We start from the raw sequence: 20,367 nt of genomic DNA, 5'->3' as shown, positions 1-20,367 counted from the left end.
CGACGGACTGGAGAAGGAAGTCTTTCAGAGGAAGTGCTAAGGAAAGCATCTTGTGATGTTGCGTTTGGAGCTTGATAAGTGGAAATATGGCTTTGCTCTCAACTGAATGTTAAATATCCAGCAATCCCCTAGGGATATTATTCAGAATAGTAAAACATTTCGTTAATTCCGCTCTTTTAGTATCACAAAAGTTTTTAAATATGTTATACTAATTACAAATATACAAGTGATTAAGTATAACATTAATGCGGAAGGAGCCGTACAATGAAAGCAAGAATAGCAATAAACGGTTTTGGGAGAATTGGAAGAATGGTTTTTAGGAAAGCCATTCTTGAAAATAGTCTTGAGGTAGTGGCAATTAATGCTAGTTATCCGGCAGAAACATTAGCGCATTTAATTAAATATGATACAACCCATGGCCAGTTCGAAGGCGAAGTGGTTCCTTTAGATAATGAATTGATCGTTAATGGCAAAAGAGTTCAATTACTGAATAATAGAAATCCAGAATTGCTCCCTTGGAAGGAAATGAATATTGATATAGTAATAGAAGCAACCGGCAAATTTAATTCTTATGATAAAGCAAGCCTTCATCTTGAAGCGGGAGCCAAAAAGGTTATTTTAACAGCACCTGGAAAAGATGAAGATATCACAATTGTTATGGGAGTTAATGAAAATAAATTGGATCCGACTAAGCACCATGTTATTTCAAATGCTTCCTGTACAACCAATTGCCTTGCGCCTGTAGCTAAGGTACTTGATGAGAAATTCGGCATAATTAATGGACTCATGACAACTGTTCATGCTTATACAAACGATCAGAAAAATATTGATAATCCTCATAAGGATTTAAGAAGGGCTCGCGCATGCGGCCAGTCAATCATCCCGACTTCCACAGGTGCTGCAAAGGCATTATCTCTAGTTCTTCCTCAGCTCAAAGGGAAAATTCACGGAATGGCTCTCCGTGTCCCTACACCAAATGTATCGCTTGTGGATTTGGTTGTGGATTTAAAGAGGGAAGTAACTTTAGATGAAATCAATGATGCTTTTATTGAGGCAGCAACGGGACCATTAAAAGGCATTCTTGGATTTACTACTGAGCCTCTAGTTTCAGTAGATTTCAATACTAACGAACATTCAGCTGTTATTGATGGCCTTTCAACTTTAGTTATGGGCGGTCAAAAGGTGAAGGTTTTGGCCTGGTATGACAATGAATGGGGCTATTCATCCCGTGTAGTAGATCTCACTATGTATGTTGCTGAAGCAATGGCAAGTGAATCACAGGTGAAAGTCGGATAATATAAATATTTAAAAAGAAATTGCTGTCCAACAGGGCAGCAATTTTATGCGTTATAGGATTTTTAGGCAGTAAGGGAAGCTATTAAGCAGGAGGTTTCGGAAATGTCTACACATTATTTTTTGCTTGACTATGCAGAAAAAATTCTCCGCACAAACCCAGTGCTCTGCAGCTGCACTATTTGCTTAAAGCCCGTGCAAATTATTTTGAAAAATTATGTGAAAAATTTTAATTTGATAGGTTGCAAAAAAAATATAAACAAAGTATACTAGTCAACGTGAACTTCTTGAGATTAGGTATAGGTTAATTACTTAAAGGGTTAGGACCTCTCTGGACTAACTTTCCCCCGTGGTAGTTAGAAGATACCGTGAATATCAGGGTTTCAGGAAGATACAAAAATGTACGAGGGGGAAATTTATTATGGAAACAATGGGACGCCACGTCATTTCCGAACTATGGGGATGCGACTTTGAAAAATTGAATGATATGGATTTTATTGAACAAACATTTGTAGAAGCTGCTTTAAAATCGGGTGCTGAAATTCGCGAAGTTGCTTTTCATAAATTCGCACCTCAAGGTGTAAGCGGAGTAGTTATTATTTCTGAATCACATTTAACAATTCACAGCTTCCCTGAACATGGTTATGCAAGCATTGATGTTTACACATGTGGAGATTTAAACCCAAATATTGCTGCTGACTTTATTGCGGAAGCATTAAATGCACAAACACGCGAAAATATTGAGATTCCTCGTGGAATGGGTCCTGTGCATGTGAAGCAGGCAAAAGTTCTTTAATTCTAACAATAATAATGTGAAATTGAAACGTACGGAGGTGTATTTTGAATACACCTCTTTTTATTTACTAATCAGATTTATACACATGAATTCTGTACGCACGACGGAAGGACAAGGAAAGCATCATCAGCTTTGCCTCGTACGAAGAAAAATCATAGCGTACCGTTTTGAGCCGGTAAGTAATACTACGGTATCCGCCAATAGAAGCTGGCTGAAGCTGAGTTTTCTAATATTGGTTCTTAAGGTAAAATATAAAGAAAAGACGTAAAGGAAGAGGTTAATGGGCATTTTTAGCAGTATTTTTAGCCGCTATCAAAAACAAATTGAAACAGCTGAAGGCCAAACAGATGAGCAGTTAAGGACTCATTATTACAAAGCTAATTTTCATAAGCTTTTTCAATCAGTTGAAGAAATATTCCGCAATGATCCAAACTGCAGGATAATCAGTGTTTCCAAGGAACACGGCGAAATAGCAGTCGAGGTAAAATCTCCATTGCAAAGCTTTCTGATTGCGACAGTGATTTCAGTAAAACCTCTTGAAACTGCCGTGGATTTTAATGTATCATCCGAAAAAATGTCTCTAACTGGCTTGCGTCCGTCTCTAAGGAAGCAGATTGCGGGTTATTACAGCCGACTCAATAAGCTCCATACATATACGGGAGCAGGGAAAAACGTATAATAGTAAGTCTTGTATTAACTATTTCTTTTTTATAAAATAATATTAAAGAAGCGTATTGAAGAAAAGGTTTTTTAACATTTACCGCAACTCTTATAGAAAAGATGGAGCTGATGGAATGAAGTGCCCTTCATGTCAAAATATCGGAACACGCGTGCTTGACTCCCGTCCGGTTGACGAGGGGCGGGCAACGCGGCGCCGTCGTGAATGCGAGGAATGCGGTTTCCGATTTACTACTTTTGAGAAAATAGAAGAAATACCGCTAATTGTGGTTAAAAAAGAAGGAACACGCGAAGAGTTCAGCCGGGATAAAATTTTGCGCGGGCTGATTAAAGCCTGCGAAAAGCGCCCGGTGGCATTAAAAGTTCTTGAAGACATTACTGCTGAAGTAGAAAAAGAACTGAGAGGCCAGGGAACCTCCGAGATAAACAGTGAAATAGTAGGTGAGATGGTAATGGACAGGCTTGCCACTGTCGATGAGGTCGCCTATGTCCGCTTTGCTTCTGTTTATCGCCAGTTCAAGGATATTAATGTATTTATTGATGAATTAAGGGAATTGATTAAAAGAGGGCAATCCTAAGAGCTGAAGCATCAATCTTTAGCTCTTTTTTACTCTTTAAGAAAGGTTTGAAAAAGATGGCGCAGCACTGGCAGGAACTTGTTCCTATCGATAGGTACATCGTTGCAGCAGAGGGGCTCCTGCATGAGTATGACCGGAAAGTCCTGACGTTTTTATATCAGCCGCTAATTGGCAGCAGCTGCTTTAGTTTATACATGACACTTTGGGGTGAACTGGAAGCAAATCGTTTATGGTCCGAATCTTCATCCCATCATCTTTTAATGAATTTAATGGGAATGAATTTGAAAGATATATATGAAGCGCGGTTAAAGCTTGAAGGCATCGGTCTTATAAAGACATATGTAAAAACTGAAGATGGTGAGCGGGCATTTATCTATGAACTGCAGCCTCCATTAACTCCGGAGCAGTTTTTCCTTGATGGCATGCTGAATATTTATCTATATCGCAAAATAGGAAAAAATCATTTTGCACGGTTAAAACGCTTTTTTAGCGACCAAAAAATACCAGACGAGCATGAATATAAAGAAGTAACAAAATCCTTTCAGGATGTATACGCATCAGCAGCTCCAGGTTCAATGCAGTATATGCAGGATAATTCCAGAGAGCTTGAGGCGGAGGATGAACAGGTTTTTGTTGGGAGGCATGGGCAAAAAGGGGTACAAATTAATACTGTTTCCTTTGACTTTGATCTGCTGTTGTCTGGTTTAACCGATTCCCTTGTTCCAAGAAAAGCTTTAAATCCAAAGGTAAAGGATGTAATCAGTAACCTAGCTTTTTTATATGGAATCGACCCCATGCAGATGAAAAATATTGTTTTAAGTGCTGTGGACGAAGAGAATGAAATAGATGTTGAAGAGTTAAGAAAGGCAGCCAGAGACTGGTACCAGTTTATACACTATGATGATCTTCCATCTTTAATTGAAAGATCCCAGCCTGCTATTCATAAAGTTCTCCATGATGAGCCAAAGACAAAAGAAGAAAAGCTGATGCATTATATGGAAACAGCTTCACCTCTCCAATTTTTAAAAGATCTTTCAGGGGGCGGAGATCCTTCGAAGTCAGATATGCAAATAATTGAGGAAGTCATGTTTAAGCAAAAGCTTCTTCCAGGAGTTATTAATGTACTTATTCATTTTGTTATGTTAAAAACGGATATGAAACTGACAAAAGGCTATGTAGAAAAGCTGGCAAGCCATTGGAGCAGGAAACAGGTTAAAACCGTAAAAGAAGCAATGGAGCTCGCTAAAAATGAACACAGCAAGTACATTAGCTGGACTGAGACCAAAACGGCAGGGAGGTCCGCTTCCAAGAAGAAACCGATTCGGACTGAATTTCTTCCTGACTGGTTTGACGAGACCACCGAGAATAAACCTACGGTCAATACGGCTGACCAAAATGATATTGATTTGAAGAAACGGGCCCTTGAAGAAAAGTTAAAGGCTCTTCGCAAATAGGAGGTGATTGGGTATGGAGAGAATTAACCAGACATTAAAAAGGCTTGCTTCGAATGAGAATTTTCAAAAGAGATACGAAAAGATGCGGAGCGATACCTTAAATCATCCTGATGTGAAATACTTTTTAATGGAGCACCAGGACGATATTACCTCAGAAATGATTGAAAAAAGTATTGGTAAGCTATTTGAATATACCAATCAGAGTAAAGAATGCACCCTTTGTCCAAGCCTGGAGGGCTGTATAAATATCATGCAGGGGTATCATCCAAGGCTTGTTTTGAATAGAAACTCCATTGATGTTCAGTATGACCGCTGCCCAAGAAAAGTCATGCACGATGAAAAACAGAAAAACCAAAAACTGATTAAAAGTATATACGTACCTAGAGAAATCTTAACTGCAACCTTTGACTCTCTAAAAATCAGTGAAGGTAAAATGGACGCTGTTGATAAAGCGGCTTCGTTTGTGATGAATTACAAGCGGGGGCAAAAACAAAAAGGTTTATTTCTTTATGGGAAATTTGGTGTTGGAAAGTCTTATCTTCTGGGTGCTATCGCCAATAAGCTGGCAGAGGATCAAATTTCTTCCATGATTGTTTATGTGCCAGAATTACTGCGTGAAATGAAGAGCTCTATCGCTGATTCAACCTTAAATGAAAAAATTGAGAAGCTGAAAAGGGAACCAGTGCTAATGTTAGACGACATTGGTGCCGAGGCTATGTCCAGCTGGACCAGGGATGAAGTTCTTGGACCTATTCTACAGTTCCGTATGCTTGAAGACCTTCCTACCTTTTTTACTTCAAACTTTGATTTTCAGGGGCTTGAGCATCATTTAACTTACAGCCAGCGCGGAGAAGAAGAAAAAATGAAAGCAAAGAGGATTATGGAACGTATCCGTTATTTAACAGAGCCAGTACAAATAGACGGGCCAAATCTGCGGAATTAATATATTAAGCCGAAAAAACTGCCGAAGAAATGCGGCAGTTTTTTTTACTATCGTTCCCCATTCTAATTTCGGACAATCCCCCATATACATTAAACAGAGATTCTGGGAGCATGGGGGGATCTGGTTGATCGAAATTACTTTTCAAAGCAAAAATGATGCAGTAAGTTTGTTTAAAATAATTAAACAGCAATTGCCGGAAGAGGAACAAGAAAAAATTCTTCTTGGTGAAGATCGATATATATTTACAATAACACTGCCGAATTACTGTGACAGAGTACTGACAGATGGTCTTTGCCGATTTATATATGGACCCAAAAAAGATGATTGGTTCATAAATGTCCTTAAACAACGTTTTTATTACGAAGATCCAGAAGAGCAGCAGCAAATAACTTACATTTTCTATTCTATTTTGGAAGGAACCAGAAAGGGTCTAAAATCCTTTTTATCCAATCCTGAGGATGAAAAAATAGTACCTGAAGCTGTTGGGCAAATGGTTGTGGAGAATGCTTGCTTCTCTTTTGATTCGTTTGTCCAATTCCGTCTTCGTCCATATCTTAAACTTCTTGAGAACTACGCTGAAATAGCCATTGATGAATATAAAATGGAACAGGAATATCAAATGTTTGTCCAGACTTTAAGAGACTTTTTGTCCAGGCAGCCTTCTTCCTATAGCTGTATTCATGCTGTCTTTGCCGATGAAATTACCTTTTATACGGGACAGTTTATTCCTATCAAGAAAAATGAATTGATAAAGATGATCGACAGGCGATTACTAATCAATCATCCTGTTTATGTAGATTCTGTTTCGATTGCGCCGCTTCTATCGATTGCACCTGAGTCCATCTATGTCTATACGAAGGATAGAGATCAGCCGTTAATTCGGACAATCCAAAATATTTTTGAAGAAAGGGTTGTCATTAAGAATCTATCTGAGTTTCCTGGAAGTACTACAGCTGACAGGCAGACCTCTGCAGCAAATGACACTAACTGAAATTTTAAGCTGGAAGCCAGAAAAAATACTCTTATAACACCTATTTTTAAAAAAATATTTTTGTCCGCTTGATTTTTCCATTCTTAAAAATTATAATTACGTACATAGTAATTAGAAAAGCGTAAGCGCCCGTTAAGCGACGTTTGGACACTAGGCGCTGAAGCTGGACAGTAATTAAGTTTAACATTAAAAGTGATGATAAGGACATGGGTATTCATTTACGGTTTCCAGAGAGGGAAGGGTGCTGAAAACTTCCTAACACGAATTGAGTGCTTACCGCCTTTAAACTTCGGCTGTGAAAGTTCTGTTTTATACTGAACGATTAATAGCTGACGGATGCAGCCGTTACACTGCCCACAAGCCGGTGATTTTTCATGCCGGAAAATTGGGTGGAACCACGTGTTTATTAAAACTCGTCCCTTTACCAGGGACGGGTTTTTTTATTTTTTTTTAGTTGCTGGGAATACCGTCAATAGTTCCGGGTTTCAGCAATCCAAAATGAAAAGGAGGAGTTACCATGTCAGAAGTTGTGAAAATAGCGTTTCCAGATGGAGCAGTAAAGGAGTTTGCTGCGGGTACAACGACTGAAGACATCGCTGCTTCCATTAGCCCGGGCCTCAAGAAAAAAGCAATTGCAGGGAAATGGAATGGCCAACTGTATGATCTTCGCCGTCCAATTAATTTGGATGGTTCCATAGAAATTGTGACACCAGATTCAGGAGATGCCCTTGAAGTCCTTCGCCACAGCACAGCCCATTTAATGGCACAAGCGCTTAAAAGAATCTATCCTAATGCTAAATTAGGAGTAGGTCCAGTGATTGAAGGCGGTTTCTACTACGATATCGATCTTGAAGAGTCCCTGACACCTGAAGACCTTCCAAAAATCGAAAAAGAAATGGCGAAAATTGTTAACGAGAATCTTGAAATTGTCCGCAAGGAAGTCAGCCGCAATGAAGCTAAAAGACTTTTTGAGGATATTGGTGACCAATACAAGCTTGAATTGATTGACGCCATCCCTGAAGATGAAACAGTAACAATTTACGAACAAGGCGAATTTTTTGACCTTTGCCGGGGGATACATGTACCTTCCACAGGCAAAATTAAAGAGTTCAAGCTTCTAAATATTGCTGGTGCGTACTGGAGAGGTAACAGTGATAATAAAATGCTTCAGCGTATTTATGGCACTGCCTTCTTTAAGAAAGAAGATCTTGCAGAACATCTTCGGCTGCTGGAAGAAGCAAAAGAACGAGACCATCGGAAGCTTGGTAAAGAATTAAGCCTGTTCACTACATCTCAGAAGGTGGGGCAGGGGCTTCCACTTTGGCTTCCTAAAGGTGCAACTATCCGCCGGATTGTAGAACGTTACATTGTCGACAAAGAAGAAAGACTTGGATACAGCCATGTTTACACTCCAATCATGGGAAGTGTGGACCTTTACAAAACTTCAGGACACTGGGACCATTATCAAGAGGATATGTTTCCTGTCATGGAGATGGATAATGAGCAGCTTGTTCTTCGTCCAATGAACTGCCCTCATCACATGATGGTTTATAAAAACAGCATTCACAGCTACCGAGAGCTTCCTATTCGAATAGCTGAACTTGGCTTAATGCACCGTTATGAAATGTCAGGCGCCCTTTCAGGACTGCAGCGGGTTCGTGGAATGACTTTAAATGATGCCCATATATTTGTAAGGCCTGACCAAATCAAGGAAGAATTCCAGCGTGTTGTCAGCCTGGTTCTTGATGTATATAAGGATTTTGATTTAAAGGATTATTCTTTCCGTCTTTCTTATCGCGATCCACAGGATAAAGAAAAATATTTTGATGATGATGCAATGTGGGAAAAAGCTCAAAGCATGCTGAAAGAAGCAATGGATGAACTCGGCTTGGAATACTTCGAAGCCGAAGGAGAGGCAGCCTTCTATGGCCCTAAACTAGATGTTCAGGTTAGAACAGCTCTTGGTAAGGATGAGACTCTTTCAACTGTCCAGCTCGACTTCCTTCTTCCTGAAAGATTTGACCTGACTTATATCGGTGAGGATGGCAAGCAGCACCGTCCGGTTGTCATCCACCGCGGTGTTGTATCTACAATGGAGCGCTTTGTTGCTTTCCTTATTGAAGAATATAAAGGAGCTTTCCCAACATGGCTTGCTCCTGTTCAGGTTCAGGTAATCCCTGTATCTCCTGATGCCCATCATGATTATGCTAAAAAAGTTCTGGAGCAGCTTCATAGTGAAGGCTTTAGGGTTGAAATGGATGGCCGTGATGAGAAAATCGGCTATAAGATCCGTGAAGCTCAAATGCAAAAAATTCCGTATATGCTTGTAGTTGGTGATAAAGAAGTGGAAGAAAACGCAGTCAATGTAAGAAAATACGGTGAACAAAAATCCGAAACTATCCCATTTGACCAATTTATTACTTCCTTGAAAAATGAGGTAAAAAGATAAATATAGAAATTTAAGAGGGAGAAGCTTTTCTCTCTCTTTTTCTATTGGATTTATTCTCTTGAAAGAGAAAATTTTAGATACGCTAAGTTGATTGGTAGAAAGATGGTTCCCAATGGAGGATATTTTTCAATAAAAGACATATTAAGAACATTTGTGTTCTAGAAGAGCAAGAGTTTGTTCTCAATGGGGCTTGTTAAGAACATTTAGCCCTTAACAGTGCATGTAAAAGTCCTCTATAAGGAATATTAAGGAAATTTCACCCTTGAAACACATGGAATTTTCCCAATAAATTACTTATTGAGAACATTTGCGTTCTAGAAGAGCAAGAGTTTGTTCTCAATGGGGCTTCTTAAGAACATTTAGCCCCTAAAAGTGTGTGTAAAAGTTCTTAAGAAGAGGTATTAATGAAAATGCCTTCTGCAGGTGAGACTCGTAGACTGCCTGAGCTGAAGAGGCTTTCGAACCGTCCGCGGAAGGTGACAGCCGGGAGCGAGATTAGCGGTAAAAATAAAAAGACTAAAAAATATAACTAAAGGTATTGTAAAAACTATTTTATTTTGATATGATACAAAGCGTTGTGATGAGAATGATTCGTTTGACATCTAATGTTCCTATATGATATAGTTACAAAGGTAAAATTGAATACGAGTTTTTGGGAAAAGAAGAAGCACCCGCTTCTCACCTGATTGACGCGATCCTTAGCAGTTGGCAGGTTTTACGTAAACGAACTAGAACCTTTAATGTGTTTCGTAAAGTGTGGGTGTATTACATCCGCACTTTTTTGTTTGTGAAGGGAACGCTGGAATATCCCGGCCATGTAAGCCTGCATCTGCTGGCTTTTGTGATCAGCCAGGTGTCTGGCGGAGTAATGCAGGGATAATAGCTTATCCTATTAATTTCTTGACCCAGATGTGTATTCGTTATTAAACCTTGGAGGTGGCTAATTATTAGTAAAGATATGCTGTTAAACGATGGTATTCGTGCTCGCGAAGTCCGTCTGATTGACCAGAACGGCGAGCAACTTGGTATTAAGTCTAAAATTGAAGCGCTTGAAATAGCCGGACGCGTTAATCTTGACCTGGTGCTTGTTGCACCAACTGCCAAGCCACCGGTAGCCCGAATTATGGATTATGGAAAGTTTAAATTCGAGCAGCAAAAGAAAGATAAAGAAGCTCGTAAAAATCAAAAGATCATCACTACTAAAGAGGTTCGTCTGAGCCCTACAATTGATGAGCACGATTTTAATACAAAGCTTCGCAATGCAATTAAGTTCCTTGAAAAGGGCGATAAGGTAAAAGCCTCGATCCGCTTTAAAGGCCGGGCAATTACCCATAAAGAAATCGGTCAGAAGGTTCTGGACCGTTTTGCTGAAGCGTGCAAGGAAGTTGCTACAATTGAGTCCCATCCAAAAATGGACGGACGGAGCATGTTCCTCGTTTTAGCACCTAAAAACGACAAGTAATAGGGAGGAATTCCAAAATGCCAAAAATGAAAACACACCGCGGCGCTGCAAAGCGTTTCAAGAAGACTGGTTCTGGCCAGTTAAAGCGTGACCACGCTTATACAAGCCACTTATTTGCAAACAAATCTACTAAAGCAAAGCGTAAGCTTCGCAAATCATCTCTTGTTTCTAAAGGTGACTTCAAACGCATTCGTCAATTATTAACAAACATGAAGTAATCTCGAAGATCGAGTCATATATAGGAGGGAAATTACATGCCACGTGTAAAAGGCGGTACTGTAACGCGCAAGCGTCGTAAAAGAGTTCTTAAATTAGCAAAAGGTTATTTCGGTTCTAAACATACATTATACAAAGTTGCTAACCAACAGGTTATGAAATCATTACAATATGCATTCCGTGACCGTCGCCAGAAAAAACGTGACTTCCGTAAACTTTGGATCACTCGTATCAACGCAGCAGCTCGTATGAACGGTCTTTCTTACAGCCGTTTAATGCACGGTTTAAAGCTTGCTGGTATCGAAGTAAACCGCAAGATGCTTGCTGAATTAGCAGTTAGCGATGCAAATGCATTTGCTCAATTAGCTGAAGCAGCAAAACAACAAAACAATAAGTAATAATATATAAGCCATTCTCTTAGTTGAGAATGGCTTTTTATACATTAGGGGGAAGGGGAAAAATGGACGGTAAATCATTAATACTGGCGGCCTATGTACTGATGAATTTCATAGGTCTGCTTACGATGAAGGCAGATAAACAGAGGGCTATTAAGCATCAATACAGGATTCCAGAAAAAACTTTATGGCTTGTAGCTTTATTTGGCGGTGCCATAGGTACTTCAATGGGAATGCAGATGTACAGGCATAAAACAAAGCATTTATCTTTTATGATAGGGTTTCCTCTGCTCGCAGTTATTGAGTTTTTGGCATTTGTTTATATCAACCTAAAACTAGTCTAACAGAAGGAATTCTTTTATGGGGCTCTTCCATTCGACTTCCGCTTTAGGATACTGTTCGTGAATTTTTTTTTCAAGAAACAAAAAGTCTTCACGAGTCAATCCTTTTAATGAAGGTGAATTTTTAGACCATATGAAAATCGAGACAACTTCAAAGGAACTCTTTGATGGATCTGCATATTTTTCACCTTCAAAAAGAGCTCCTTTATAAGTAAGAAAGAAATTTCTTTCGATACTATAGGGAAAATCTATCAAACAGTACCGCTTCTTTTTGAGGGCTTTATTAAGTTTGCGTTTTGGATCGTCAATCGTTTTATAAACAAGAAAAATTAAAAAGAAAATGAGCATGATTAAAATAATGCGCAGCAGCCAAATCATTTTCGTTTCCTCCAGCACTTATTTTAATAATTATACGAGTTAAACATTTAATTGTTTCATTATAATGCTTCAAAAGAATAATCCCGAAAACCTTCCATTTTCTAGTATCTTTTAATATTATTATTAATAGATATCAGAACTAAGGGAGAGTTATTATGATAATAGACTTAAAACAGAGAACAACTACTGATTGGAGCAAGTTTGATAGTTATAAAAAATCAATGGAAAGTCTTATTTTTGTTGATAAGAAAAATATTAAAGATGATGGAGCTTGTTGTTTAGACTTTACAATTGGAGAAAGATGGTTCAATCAATCTAATTCACAATGGTATATTATCCCGGATGATGGAATTATTCTTAAGTCTACCGAAGCAATAACGATTGAAACAAATGAAAAACTGGGAGTACCTCTCAACGTTTTCGGAGTAGTAACCGGTGTCGGCAGGAATATTTATTCTGGGGGAATGGTTTCCTCGGGAAAAATAGACCCTGGTTTTAATGGAAAGTTAAGAATAGGTTTTTTTAATTCAAGCAGAAAAAAAATGACTTTAAAAAAAGGTGAAACAATTTGCGCATGCTATTTTATTCAGTCTGAAACTAGTATTGTTGCTCCTTTACCTGCCTACATAGATGAGTCGCAATCTTTACCAACAAAAGGAGGTTTTAAGGTTAAAAAGTTTTTGCTGGCAAATTGGGATAAAATTTTAACGATTGCTATCGCTGGTTTTGCGTTATATGTCAGTATTTTAGCCTTGAAATAGGGAGGTCACTAATATGTTAATTGTAGGAGATAATTTAAAATATCTTATAAAACAATATGATGTAGTTTCAGAGGATTCGTTTGACAATACTTCAGTTTCGTTGCGGCTTGGAAAAACTATAATTAGGATGGAGCCGCCAACAAGTGAAAAAACATTTATATATTATGGGGAAGATATTCCAGAAGAGTTCTTTAAAGAAGAAGAAATTACTCAGGGTGGTTTAATTATTCCTCCTAAAAGTTGTATCTTAGCAAGTTCATATGAGAAAGTTAATATTCCAAATGGGTATTTTGGTTTATTGCAAACGAAGGGATCATTAGCAAGGTTATTTGTAAGTTTAACATGTACCGATGGACAAATTGAACCTGGCTATTCAGGGAATATTACTTTTGAGATATGTAATCATTCGAATTTTTATATTAAAATTAAACCGAAGCAATTTGTTGGCCAGTTATTTTTGTTTAAGACTTCAACAAAACAAGTAGAGTTATATGCAGGAAAATATCAAAATGCAACAGGGCCTACAAAACATAAATCAGAGTGAGATGGTATAGATGGAAAATGTAGTAGTAGTAAAAAGGGATTTTATTTCCAACTTAATTAACATGGAAGTGCCACAACTAAATAATGAAAAAAATGAAAAGTTCATTGAGGTTGTTGATAAAGAGTCTTTTCTACTTTCTAGGGATAGTGCTGAAAAAAATGAGAATTATAAACAAATAATACCTTATGCTTTTTTAACTTATAATGATTATATATATATTTTAAAAAGATTACCTAAACAAAATGAAAAAAGATTACATAATAAATTTTCTGTTGGTGTAGGTGGTCATATTAATGATTTAATGCCATCCGGTGATTATAATATTGTTGAAACTGGCTTATTGAAAGAACTAAACGAAGAAATTATCCTGAAGGATTGTACCATAATTTCTTTGGAATTTAAAGGCATACTAAATGATGAATCCAATGAGGTTGGAAAGGTCCACCTAGGATTTGTTTATCATATAAAATTAGATAATCAGGCAATAGAAATTAATGAAACTGAAAAAATGACTGGTAAGTGGATAAGAATTGAAGAAATAAAAAATTATTTTAAAAATATGGAAACATGGTCAAAAATTTTATTAGAGAATCTTTTTTCCTTGGAGTGAAGGATTATCTATATACAGAATCTTTGTACATCTTCTTCAGGATTCGTTATAATTAATGATGTACATATGAAGGGGGTAAATATATGGCACAATTAGATGAAACTCTAACAATGCTTAAGGATTTAACAGATGCCAAAGGCATACCAGGAAATGAACGAGAAGTACGCGAAGTAATGAAAAAATACATAGCTCCATTCGCAGATGAAATTACTACTGATGGATTAGGAAGTTTGATTGCCAAAAAAACAGGCAAAGAGGGCGGCCCTAAAATAATGGTAGCCGGTCACCTTGATGAAGTTGGCTTTATGATTACTCAAGTTGATGATAAAGGATTTTTGCGCTTCCAGACAGTTGGAGGCTGGTGGGGACAGGTTATGCTTGCCCAGCGTGTTACGATCACAACAAGGAAAGGTGATGTAACTGGAATCATTGGTTCCAAGCCTCCTCATATATTGCCTGCTGAAGCACGTAAAAAACCAGTTGATATCAAGGATATGTTCATTGACATTGGTGCTTCCAGCCGCGAGGAAACGGAATCTTGGGGAGTCCGCCCTGGAGACATGGTAGTTCCTTATTTTGAATTTACTGTTATGAACAATGAAAAAATGTTGCTTGCCAAAGCATGGGATAACCGCATTGGCTGTGCCATTGCTATTGACGTCCTTAAACAATTAAAAGATACAGACCATCCAAATGTGGTTTACGGTGTTGGCAATGTTCAGGAAGAGGTTGGACTTCGCGGTGCACGTACAGCCGCAACCAAAATTAATCCTGACATCGGTATTGCTGTTGATGTAGGTATTGCTGGAGATACACCAGGGGTTTCGGAAAAAGAAGCTATGGGCAAAATGGGAAATGGACCACAAATCGTACTTTACGATGCGTCCATGGTAGGACATAAAGGGTTGCGTGATTTTGTAACAGATGTTGCAGATGAATGTAATATCCCTTATCAGTTTGAAGCCATTCCTGGCGGCGGAACTGATGCAGGAACTATTCACCTTACCCATAATGGTGTACCAGCGCTTGCTATTTGTATTGCAACCCGTTATATCCATTCACATGCTGCAATGCTCCACCGTGATGATTATGAAAATACAGTGAAACTGATTGTTGAAGTAATCAAGCGTTTGGATCGTGAAACTGTAGATAAATTAACTTTTGAATAAGAATAGATTGTAGCTGATTCTAAAGGATATTATTTGTCCTTAGATTCAGCTTTTTTTTGTAGAAAAAATACCCCTTTTTGTAGAAAATTTCTTAAATTGTAGATGTTCCCTTTCTTTTTGTTGATAGGAACAAAGAAATTGTAGAAAGCCCCTCTATTTTTGTAGAAGAGATATGAGATAGTTCCAATCCATTAAACCAAAAAAAAACTGCCAACATGAGCTGGCAGTCATACGTCCTTACTGTTTTAACCCATTTTCAAGTGTTTCAAGCATTTCTTTCTTCTCCTCTTCGGAGGAATTCTGCCAAATTACTTCAAAAAGGACTCCCAATCCAGGAAGCATTTTTTCTTCCCCATTTTGAATTGCGTCAACAATGGTATCTTCCAGTTGATCCTGTGTGTTTCCGGTTACATTGTGTATAATGGCATTTCGTAAATTAAGATTCAATTGATTCACTCCTTTTACATTTTCTTTTTAGTATCAAATTTATTTGTTATCAAACTTGATATTGTTTGCTCCAGCACCCAAAGACTAGCCAATTTATCCTTACTACCCATAGTGTTGAAGGGTGCTTCCGCATTTCTTTCATAGCTTTTTCTGATTTAGGTTTTATTATGTATTGTGGTTAAGATATAATTAGAAAATCATGAAAAGGAAAAAGGAGAGACTGTGTTGAATCATATTCACTCTTCAAAGAACCCGCAGGTTAAACAGTGGAAAAAGCTTCATACGAAAAAGGAACGAGATTTAACCGGGACATTTATAATAGAAGGTTTTCATCTTGTAGAGGAAGCATTAAAACAAAAAGAAATGGTGGATGAGCTAATTTATTCAGAGGAGACTGATCTGCCTCATAGCTGGGATTATGAATCCATTCCGGTAACAATCATTACGGAAGAGGTAGCAAAAGCTATTTCTGAAACAGAGGCGCCACAAGGGGTATTTGCTGTATGCAAACAAACGGAGGCTTCTATAACAGATGCGAAAACCTTCCTTCTGATCGATGCAGTTCAGGACCCCGGAAACCTCGGCACTATGGTCAGAACGGCTGATGCGGCTGGTATTGACGCCGTTATTGTTGGTCAAGGCAGTGTTGATATTTACAATTCCAAAGTTCTCCGGTCGGCCCAGGGCAGTCACTTTCACCTTCCGATCATAAGAGGGAATTTATCGGAATGGATTGATCAGCTTTTAAGCAAAGAAATCCCTGTATACGGAACCGCCCTGGAAAATGGGAATATATATACGGAAACAGCTCCTTCAGAAACCTTTGCTCTCGCAGTAGGAAATGAGGGCAGCGGGGTTAGCAAAGAGGTTTTATCTAAAACAACAAGGAACCTATATATTCCTATTTACGGAAAAAGTGAATCACTTAATGTTGCCATAGCCACTGGCATCCTTTTATATTACTTAAGAAAGTCGTAAATCAGTTTGAAACCAAACAAAACTTATTATATAATAAACAACAAAATCAATATTTTTAATGACTAAGACGGAGAAAAGTACCTTGTGTGAAACCATTCAGGGAGAAAGTGCCCGGGACTGAAAGCACTTTTATGGAGGATACATGGGAAGTTCACCTCCCGAGTTGGCATCAGGACCACTTAAAGCAGCAGCTTTTTGTGTAAAGATGCACCGGCATAAGCCGTTATCCGAATGAAGCGAACACAATGTTATGTATACATAGCGTGTTTACAAGGGTGGTACCGCGAAATAGAACCTCGTCCCTTTCCAGGGAGGAGGTTTTTTGTTTTTTTTCAGGGATCTTCTATTCGGAATACATAAAAGAAAAAGGAGGATTTATTCATGCAGGAACGTTTACAGGAATTGCAAACTGAAGTACTTCAAAAGATTGAGCAATCTGAAAACCTAAAAGAGCTAAATGAAGTAAGAGTGGCCTATTTGGGGAAAAAGGGACCAATTACAGAGGTTCTAAGAGGAATGGGGAAGCTTTCGGCTGAGGAACGCCCGAAAATGGGTGCGCTTGTCAATGAAGTGCGCGAGGCTATATCTGTGAAATTAGAAGAAAAACAAAAGGAACTGGAGGAAGCTGAGGTTCTTGAAAAACTAGCATCTGAAACAATTGATGTAACCCTGCCAGGACGTCCAGTAAAGGCTGGCAGCCATCATCCATTAACAAAGATCATTGAAGAAATTGAAGATTTATTTATCGGTATGGGCTATCAGGTTGCCGAAGGGCCAGAGGTTGAAAAAGATTATTATAATTTTGAGGCACTTAACCTTCCAAAAGGCCATCCAGCAAGAGATATGCAGGATTCCTTCTATATCTCAGAAGAAATTCTGTTACGCACACATACATCTCCTGTCCAGGCACGCACGATGGAGAAGCATCAGGGAAAAGGCCCTGTAAAGATTATCTGCCCCGGAAAAGTTTACCGCAGAGATAACGATGATGCGACCCATTCCCATCAATTTATGCAAATTGAAGGCTTGGTTATTGATGAGAATATCCGAATGAGTGACCTGAAAGGTACACTCGAGGTATTTGCCAAAAAAATCTTCGGTGAAGACAGAGAAATCCGGTTAAGACCAAGCTTTTTTCCTTTCACTGAACCATCTGTAGAGATGGATATCTCCTGTAAAATTTGCGGCGGAAAAGGTTGCAGTGTATGTAAAGGAACAGGCTGGATTGAGATATTGGGAGCAGGTATGGTTCATCCTAATGTACTTGAAATGGCAGGATTCGATTCGAAAAAGTATACCGGTTTTGCATTTGGAATGGGACCTGAGCGAATTGCCATGCTGAAATACGGCATTGACGATATCCGCCATTTTTATACTAATGATGTCCGGTTCTTAACACAGTTTTCAAGGCATGAGGAATAACCCCATAATCCGGTTGATATAAAGGAGGAATAAAAATGTTTGTATCATATAAATGGCTGCAGGACTATGTTGATCTATCCGGCATAACGCCTGAAGAGCTGGCTGAAAAAATAACTAAGAGCGGAATTGAAGTTGAAGGTGTCGAAACCCTGAATGAAGGAATTAAGGGGGTTGTTATCGGTTATGTAGTCCAACGTGAACAGCATCCTAATGCAGATAAATTAAACAAATGTCTTGTAGATGTCGGAGAAGAGGCACCTATACAAATCATTTGTGGGGCTCCAAATGTTGCACAAGGCCAAAAAGTTGCCGTCGCTAAGGTTGGAGCGGTCCTGCCTGGTAATTTTAAAATCAAACGCGCAAAGCTTCGCGGAGAAGAATCAAACGGAATGATTTGTTCTCTTCAAGAACTTGGTATGGAGGGAAAAATTGTTCCGAAAGAGTATGCAGAAGGCATCTTTGTTTTTCCTGGAGATGCAGAAGTAGGAACTGATGCTATCGGGGCTTTAAACCGTGATGACTCAATTCTGGAACTAGGCCTGACTCCAAACCGTTCAGATTGCCTAAGCATGCTGGGTGTTGCTTATGAAGTGGCAGCAATTTTGGGCAGAGAAGTAAAATTACCGGAGGTTCGCCTTGAATCTTCTTCAGAAATGGCTTCTGACTATATTGATATTAAGGTAGAAGCAAAGGAAGATAACCCGTTATACGTGGCTAAGGTAATCCGAAATGTAAAAATTGCTCCATCTCCATTATGGATGCAAACGCGTTTAATGGCTGCCGGGATTCGTCCGCATAATAATGTTGTAGATATTACCAACTACATTTTGCTGGAATATGGCCAGCCGCTTCATGCCTTTGACTATGACCGTCTTGGTTCAAAGGAAATCGTCGTTCGAAGAGCAACTGAAGGCGAAACAATGGTTACGCTTGATGATGTAAAAAGAACATTATCTGCAGACCACCTAGTTATTTCTAATGGTAAGGAGCCAGTGGCTTTAGCTGGAGTTATGGGGGGAGCAAACTCAGAAGTTTCCTCTGAAACAACCACTGTCTTGCTTGAATCCGCTTATTTTAGCGGAGCAGCAGTAAGAAAGGCTTCAAAGGATCATGGATTAAGAAGTGAAGCTAGTGCCCGTTTTGAAAAAGGCGTTGACCCGAATCGAGTAAGAGTTTCCGGAGACCGCGCAGCCTATTTGATGGCAAAGTATGCAGATGGGGAAGTGCTTGGAGGATCTGTAGAGGCGGATACCTTAACAGTGGAACCCGCAGTTGTTTCCATTACTCTTGAAAAAATCAATCGCGTGCTGGGAACTGAATTGTCTATGAACGTGATTGAAGATATTTTTTCGAGGCTTCAATTTGATACCAATACAGAAGAAGATACTATCACAGTTACGGTACCAACCAGACGCGGTGATATTAGAATTGAAGAGGATTTAATCGAAGAAGTGGCCCGTTTATACGGCTATGATAATATTCCAAAAACACTGCCGGAAGGTTCCTCTACACCTGGGCATTTAACTGGGTATCAGCAAAAACGCCGTGTTGTCCGCCATTTCCTTGAAGGGGCGGGGCTTTACCAGGCCGTTACCTACTCACTAACAAGTGAAGAAAGAGTAGCTCAATATGCACTGGAAAATGGAGAGGCTATCCGCCTTGCAATGCCGATGAGTGAAGACAGAAGCATGCTTCGTCTAAGCATTGTGCCGCAATTGCTGGAAGTATTAAAATACAATAGCGCCCGCCAAAATGAAAATTTCGGTGTATATGAAACTGGTGCCGTTTTCCTTGCCAATAAAGGTGTTGAGCTGCCAGAGGAAAGAGAGCATCTTGCAGCAGCCATAACTGGTGTTTGGCATAGCCATTCCTGGCAGGGAGAGAAGAAGCCTGTGGACTTCTATGTCCTAAAAGGTATTCTTGAAGGTTTATTTAATAAGCTTGGAGTTTCAAGTCAGATCAATTATGTCCAGGCAAAAATGGATGGTATGCATCCAGGCCGTACAGCTGAGATCCTTCTCAATGGTGCTAAGATTGGCTTTGTTGGCCAGGTTCATCCAACCGTGCAAAAGAATTTTGACTTAAAGGATACTTTTGTATTTGAACTTTCCTTAAAAGCTGTCCTTGAAGCAAGCGTTGAACCGCTTCATTACAATGCGATTCCACGCTTTCCGTCCATTACAAGAGATATAGCTCTTGTAGCGGAAAAGGAAACTGCATCAGGCCAACTAAAAGAAATTATTGCCGAGGCAGGCGGGAAGCTGCTTAAAGACGTACAGGTATTTGACTTATACGAAGGTGACCGCATGGAAGCAGGCAAGAAGTCCATTGCCTTTTCACTGAAATATGAGGACCCTGAAAAAACTTTGACCGATGAAGAAGTAACAAAGGTTCATGAGAAGGTTTTAGAGGCGCTTAAAGAAAAAGCAAGAGCGGTTTTAAGAGGCTAAGTATAAAGGAAA

General features: G+C 39.0%; 22 protein-coding genes and 2 other annotated features. Of the genes, 20 read left to right on the top strand and 2 right to left on the bottom strand.

From position 1 onward, the window contains the following. Positions 1–264: 264 nt before the first annotated feature. The 13 genes from G8761_RS08040 (at position 265) to G8761_RS07980 (ending at position 11,599) form a co-directional block, all read left to right on the top strand. A complete protein-coding gene (locus G8761_RS08040; RefSeq protein WP_166025384.1) occupies positions 265–1,296 on the top strand; it encodes a glyceraldehyde-3-phosphate dehydrogenase in 1,032 nt (343 codons plus the stop codon). 418 nt (positions 1,297–1,714) lie between these two features. After that, positions 1,715–2,089, top strand: a complete 375-nt coding sequence (gene speD / locus G8761_RS08035; RefSeq protein WP_027320232.1) for an adenosylmethionine decarboxylase — start codon at positions 1,715–1,717, stop codon at positions 2,087–2,089. Between the two features lie 280 nt (positions 2,090–2,369). Further along, the gene (locus tag G8761_RS08030; protein WP_166025382.1) at positions 2,370–2,768 is read left to right on the top strand and encodes a hypothetical protein; all 399 of its coding nucleotides are present in this window, start codon (positions 2,370–2,372) and stop codon (positions 2,766–2,768) included. 115 nt (positions 2,769–2,883) lie between these two features. Next, on the top strand, positions 2,884–3,345 hold the full coding sequence (gene nrdR / locus G8761_RS08025) for a transcriptional regulator NrdR (protein WP_166025380.1): 462 nt from the start codon (positions 2,884–2,886) through the stop codon (positions 3,343–3,345). Positions 3,346–3,401: 56 nt separating this feature from the next. Next, positions 3,402–4,799, top strand: coding sequence for a replication initiation and membrane attachment family protein (locus G8761_RS08020; protein WP_166025378.1), 1,398 nt, complete (start codon positions 3,402–3,404; stop codon positions 4,797–4,799). Positions 4,800–4,812: 13 nt separating this feature from the next. Beyond that, positions 4,813–5,742 (top strand): primosomal protein DnaI, encoded by a 930-nt coding sequence (gene dnaI, locus G8761_RS08015; RefSeq protein WP_166025375.1) that lies wholly within the window; start codon positions 4,813–4,815, stop codon positions 5,740–5,742. Positions 5,743–5,866: 124 nt separating this feature from the next. Further along, entirely contained in the window at positions 5,867–6,733 is an 867-nt protein-coding gene (ytxC, locus tag G8761_RS08010) for a sporulation protein YtxC (protein WP_166025374.1), read from the top strand. A gap of 517 nt (positions 6,734–7,250) precedes the next feature. Then, positions 7,251–9,182: a threonine--tRNA ligase gene (gene thrS, locus G8761_RS08005; RefSeq protein ID WP_166025371.1), complete on the top strand. Its 1,932-nt coding sequence runs from the start codon at positions 7,251–7,253 to the stop codon at positions 9,180–9,182. Between the two features lie 652 nt (positions 9,183–9,834). After that, positions 9,835–10,062, top strand: coding sequence for a hypothetical protein (locus tag G8761_RS08000; protein WP_166025369.1), 228 nt, complete (start codon positions 9,835–9,837; stop codon positions 10,060–10,062). After that, positions 9,836–9,971: a sequence feature (ribosomal protein L20 leader region), on the top strand. Its footprint overlaps the gene before it by 136 nt. 78 nt (positions 10,063–10,140) lie before the next feature. Further along, entirely contained in the window at positions 10,141–10,644 is a 504-nt protein-coding gene (gene infC / locus G8761_RS07995; protein WP_207789148.1) for a translation initiation factor IF-3, read from the top strand. Positions 10,645–10,661: 17 nt separating this feature from the next. Then, positions 10,662–10,862: a 50S ribosomal protein L35 gene (rpmI, locus tag G8761_RS07990; protein WP_027320224.1), complete on the top strand. Its 201-nt coding sequence runs from the start codon at positions 10,662–10,664 to the stop codon at positions 10,860–10,862. Positions 10,863–10,898: 36 nt separating this feature from the next. After that, on the top strand, positions 10,899–11,258 hold the full coding sequence (rplT, locus tag G8761_RS07985) for a 50S ribosomal protein L20 (RefSeq protein ID WP_166025367.1): 360 nt from the start codon (positions 10,899–10,901) through the stop codon (positions 11,256–11,258). A 62-nt stretch (positions 11,259–11,320) separates the two neighbouring features. Continuing rightward, positions 11,321–11,599 (top strand): DUF1294 domain-containing protein, encoded by a 279-nt coding sequence (locus tag G8761_RS07980; RefSeq protein WP_166025365.1) that lies wholly within the window; start codon positions 11,321–11,323, stop codon positions 11,597–11,599. Here G8761_RS07980 and G8761_RS07975 read toward each other — a convergent pair. Next, positions 11,591–11,974, bottom strand: a complete 384-nt coding sequence (locus G8761_RS07975) for a sigma-w pathway protein ysdB (protein ID WP_166025363.1) — start codon at positions 11,972–11,974, stop codon at positions 11,591–11,593. The two genes, G8761_RS07980 and G8761_RS07975, sit on opposite strands and share 9 nt — an antisense overlap. A 155-nt stretch (positions 11,975–12,129) precedes the next feature. Between G8761_RS07975 and G8761_RS07970 the strand changes: the two genes are divergently transcribed. The 4 genes from G8761_RS07970 to G8761_RS07955 all read left to right on the top strand — a co-directional run bounded on the left by G8761_RS07970 (position 12,130) and on the right by G8761_RS07955 (position 15,058). Beyond that, positions 12,130–12,735 (top strand): dCTP deaminase domain-containing protein, encoded by a 606-nt coding sequence (locus tag G8761_RS07970; RefSeq protein ID WP_166025361.1) that lies wholly within the window; start codon positions 12,130–12,132, stop codon positions 12,733–12,735. A 13-nt stretch (positions 12,736–12,748) separates the two neighbouring features. Further along, entirely contained in the window at positions 12,749–13,279 is a 531-nt protein-coding gene (locus tag G8761_RS07965; RefSeq protein WP_166025359.1) for a dCTP deaminase, read from the top strand. Positions 13,280–13,289: 10 nt separating this feature from the next. Next, positions 13,290–13,889, top strand: a complete 600-nt coding sequence (locus G8761_RS07960) for a hypothetical protein (RefSeq protein WP_166025357.1) — start codon at positions 13,290–13,292, stop codon at positions 13,887–13,889. An 83-nt stretch (positions 13,890–13,972) separates the two neighbouring features. After that, complete coding sequence (locus tag G8761_RS07955) at positions 13,973–15,058, top strand: M42 family metallopeptidase (protein WP_166025355.1); 1,086 nt, start codon at positions 13,973–13,975, stop codon at positions 15,056–15,058. Positions 15,059–15,295: 237 nt separating this feature from the next. Here the strand turns inward: G8761_RS07955 and sspI are convergent, their stop codons facing one another. Then, complete coding sequence (gene sspI, locus G8761_RS07950) at positions 15,296–15,505, bottom strand: small acid-soluble spore protein SspI (protein WP_166025353.1); 210 nt, start codon at positions 15,503–15,505, stop codon at positions 15,296–15,298. Between the two features lie 225 nt (positions 15,506–15,730). Here sspI and G8761_RS07945 point away from each other — a divergent pair, with 225 nt between their 5' ends. The 3 genes from G8761_RS07945 (at position 15,731) to pheT (ending at position 20,355) form a co-directional block, all read left to right on the top strand. Beyond that, entirely contained in the window at positions 15,731–16,483 is a 753-nt protein-coding gene (locus G8761_RS07945) for a TrmH family RNA methyltransferase (protein ID WP_166025351.1), read from the top strand. A 55-nt stretch (positions 16,484–16,538) separates the two neighbouring features. Further along, positions 16,539–16,790, top strand: a binding site (T-box leader). Positions 16,791–16,864: 74 nt separating this feature from the next. Further along, on the top strand, positions 16,865–17,905 hold the full coding sequence (gene pheS, locus G8761_RS07940) for a phenylalanine--tRNA ligase subunit alpha (protein ID WP_166025349.1): 1,041 nt from the start codon (positions 16,865–16,867) through the stop codon (positions 17,903–17,905). Positions 17,906–17,940: 35 nt separating this feature from the next. After that, positions 17,941–20,355 (top strand): phenylalanine--tRNA ligase subunit beta, encoded by a 2,415-nt coding sequence (pheT, locus tag G8761_RS07935; RefSeq protein WP_166025347.1) that lies wholly within the window; start codon positions 17,941–17,943, stop codon positions 20,353–20,355. The last annotated feature ends 12 nt before the right edge of the window (positions 20,356–20,367 follow it).

This window comes from Neobacillus terrae (genome assembly GCF_011393025.1).
Taxonomy (GTDB): Bacteria; Bacillota; Bacilli; order Bacillales; family Cytobacillaceae; genus Neobacillus_A; species Neobacillus_A terrae.
This window is presented reverse-complemented; position numbering and strand designations above follow the sequence as displayed.

What these genes read in the sequence shown, in the direction of transcription:
- G8761_RS08040 (WP_166025384.1), top strand. Translation starts at nt 265, where the DNA reads ATGAAAGCAAGAATAGCAATAAACGGTTTTGGGAGAATTGGAAGAATG.
- speD (WP_027320232.1), top strand. Translation starts at nt 1,715, where the DNA reads ATGGAAACAATGGGACGCCACGTCATTTCCGAACTATGGGGATGCGAC.
- G8761_RS08030 (WP_166025382.1), top strand. Translation starts at nt 2,370, where the DNA reads ATGGGCATTTTTAGCAGTATTTTTAGCCGCTATCAAAAACAAATTGAA.
- nrdR (WP_166025380.1), top strand. Translation starts at nt 2,884, where the DNA reads ATGAAGTGCCCTTCATGTCAAAATATCGGAACACGCGTGCTTGACTCC.
- G8761_RS08020 (WP_166025378.1), top strand. Translation starts at nt 3,402, where the DNA reads ATGGCGCAGCACTGGCAGGAACTTGTTCCTATCGATAGGTACATCGTT.
- dnaI (WP_166025375.1), top strand. Translation starts at nt 4,813, where the DNA reads ATGGAGAGAATTAACCAGACATTAAAAAGGCTTGCTTCGAATGAGAAT.
- thrS (WP_166025371.1), top strand. Translation starts at nt 7,251, where the DNA reads ATGTCAGAAGTTGTGAAAATAGCGTTTCCAGATGGAGCAGTAAAGGAG.
- infC (WP_207789148.1), top strand. Translation starts at nt 10,141, where the DNA reads ATGCTGTTAAACGATGGTATTCGTGCTCGCGAAGTCCGTCTGATTGAC.
- rpmI (WP_027320224.1), top strand. Translation starts at nt 10,662, where the DNA reads ATGCCAAAAATGAAAACACACCGCGGCGCTGCAAAGCGTTTCAAGAAG.
- rplT (WP_166025367.1), top strand. Translation starts at nt 10,899, where the DNA reads ATGCCACGTGTAAAAGGCGGTACTGTAACGCGCAAGCGTCGTAAAAGA.
- G8761_RS07980 (WP_166025365.1), top strand. Translation starts at nt 11,321, where the DNA reads ATGGACGGTAAATCATTAATACTGGCGGCCTATGTACTGATGAATTTC.
- G8761_RS07975 (WP_166025363.1), bottom strand. Translation starts at nt 11,974, where the DNA reads ATGATTTGGCTGCTGCGCATTATTTTAATCATGCTCATTTTCTTTTTA.
- G8761_RS07970 (WP_166025361.1), top strand. Translation starts at nt 12,130, where the DNA reads ATGATAATAGACTTAAAACAGAGAACAACTACTGATTGGAGCAAGTTT.
- G8761_RS07965 (WP_166025359.1), top strand. Translation starts at nt 12,749, where the DNA reads ATGTTAATTGTAGGAGATAATTTAAAATATCTTATAAAACAATATGAT.
- G8761_RS07960 (WP_166025357.1), top strand. Translation starts at nt 13,290, where the DNA reads ATGGAAAATGTAGTAGTAGTAAAAAGGGATTTTATTTCCAACTTAATT.
- G8761_RS07955 (WP_166025355.1), top strand. Translation starts at nt 13,973, where the DNA reads ATGGCACAATTAGATGAAACTCTAACAATGCTTAAGGATTTAACAGAT.
- pheS (WP_166025349.1), top strand. Translation starts at nt 16,865, where the DNA reads ATGCAGGAACGTTTACAGGAATTGCAAACTGAAGTACTTCAAAAGATT.
- pheT (WP_166025347.1), top strand. Translation starts at nt 17,941, where the DNA reads ATGTTTGTATCATATAAATGGCTGCAGGACTATGTTGATCTATCCGGC.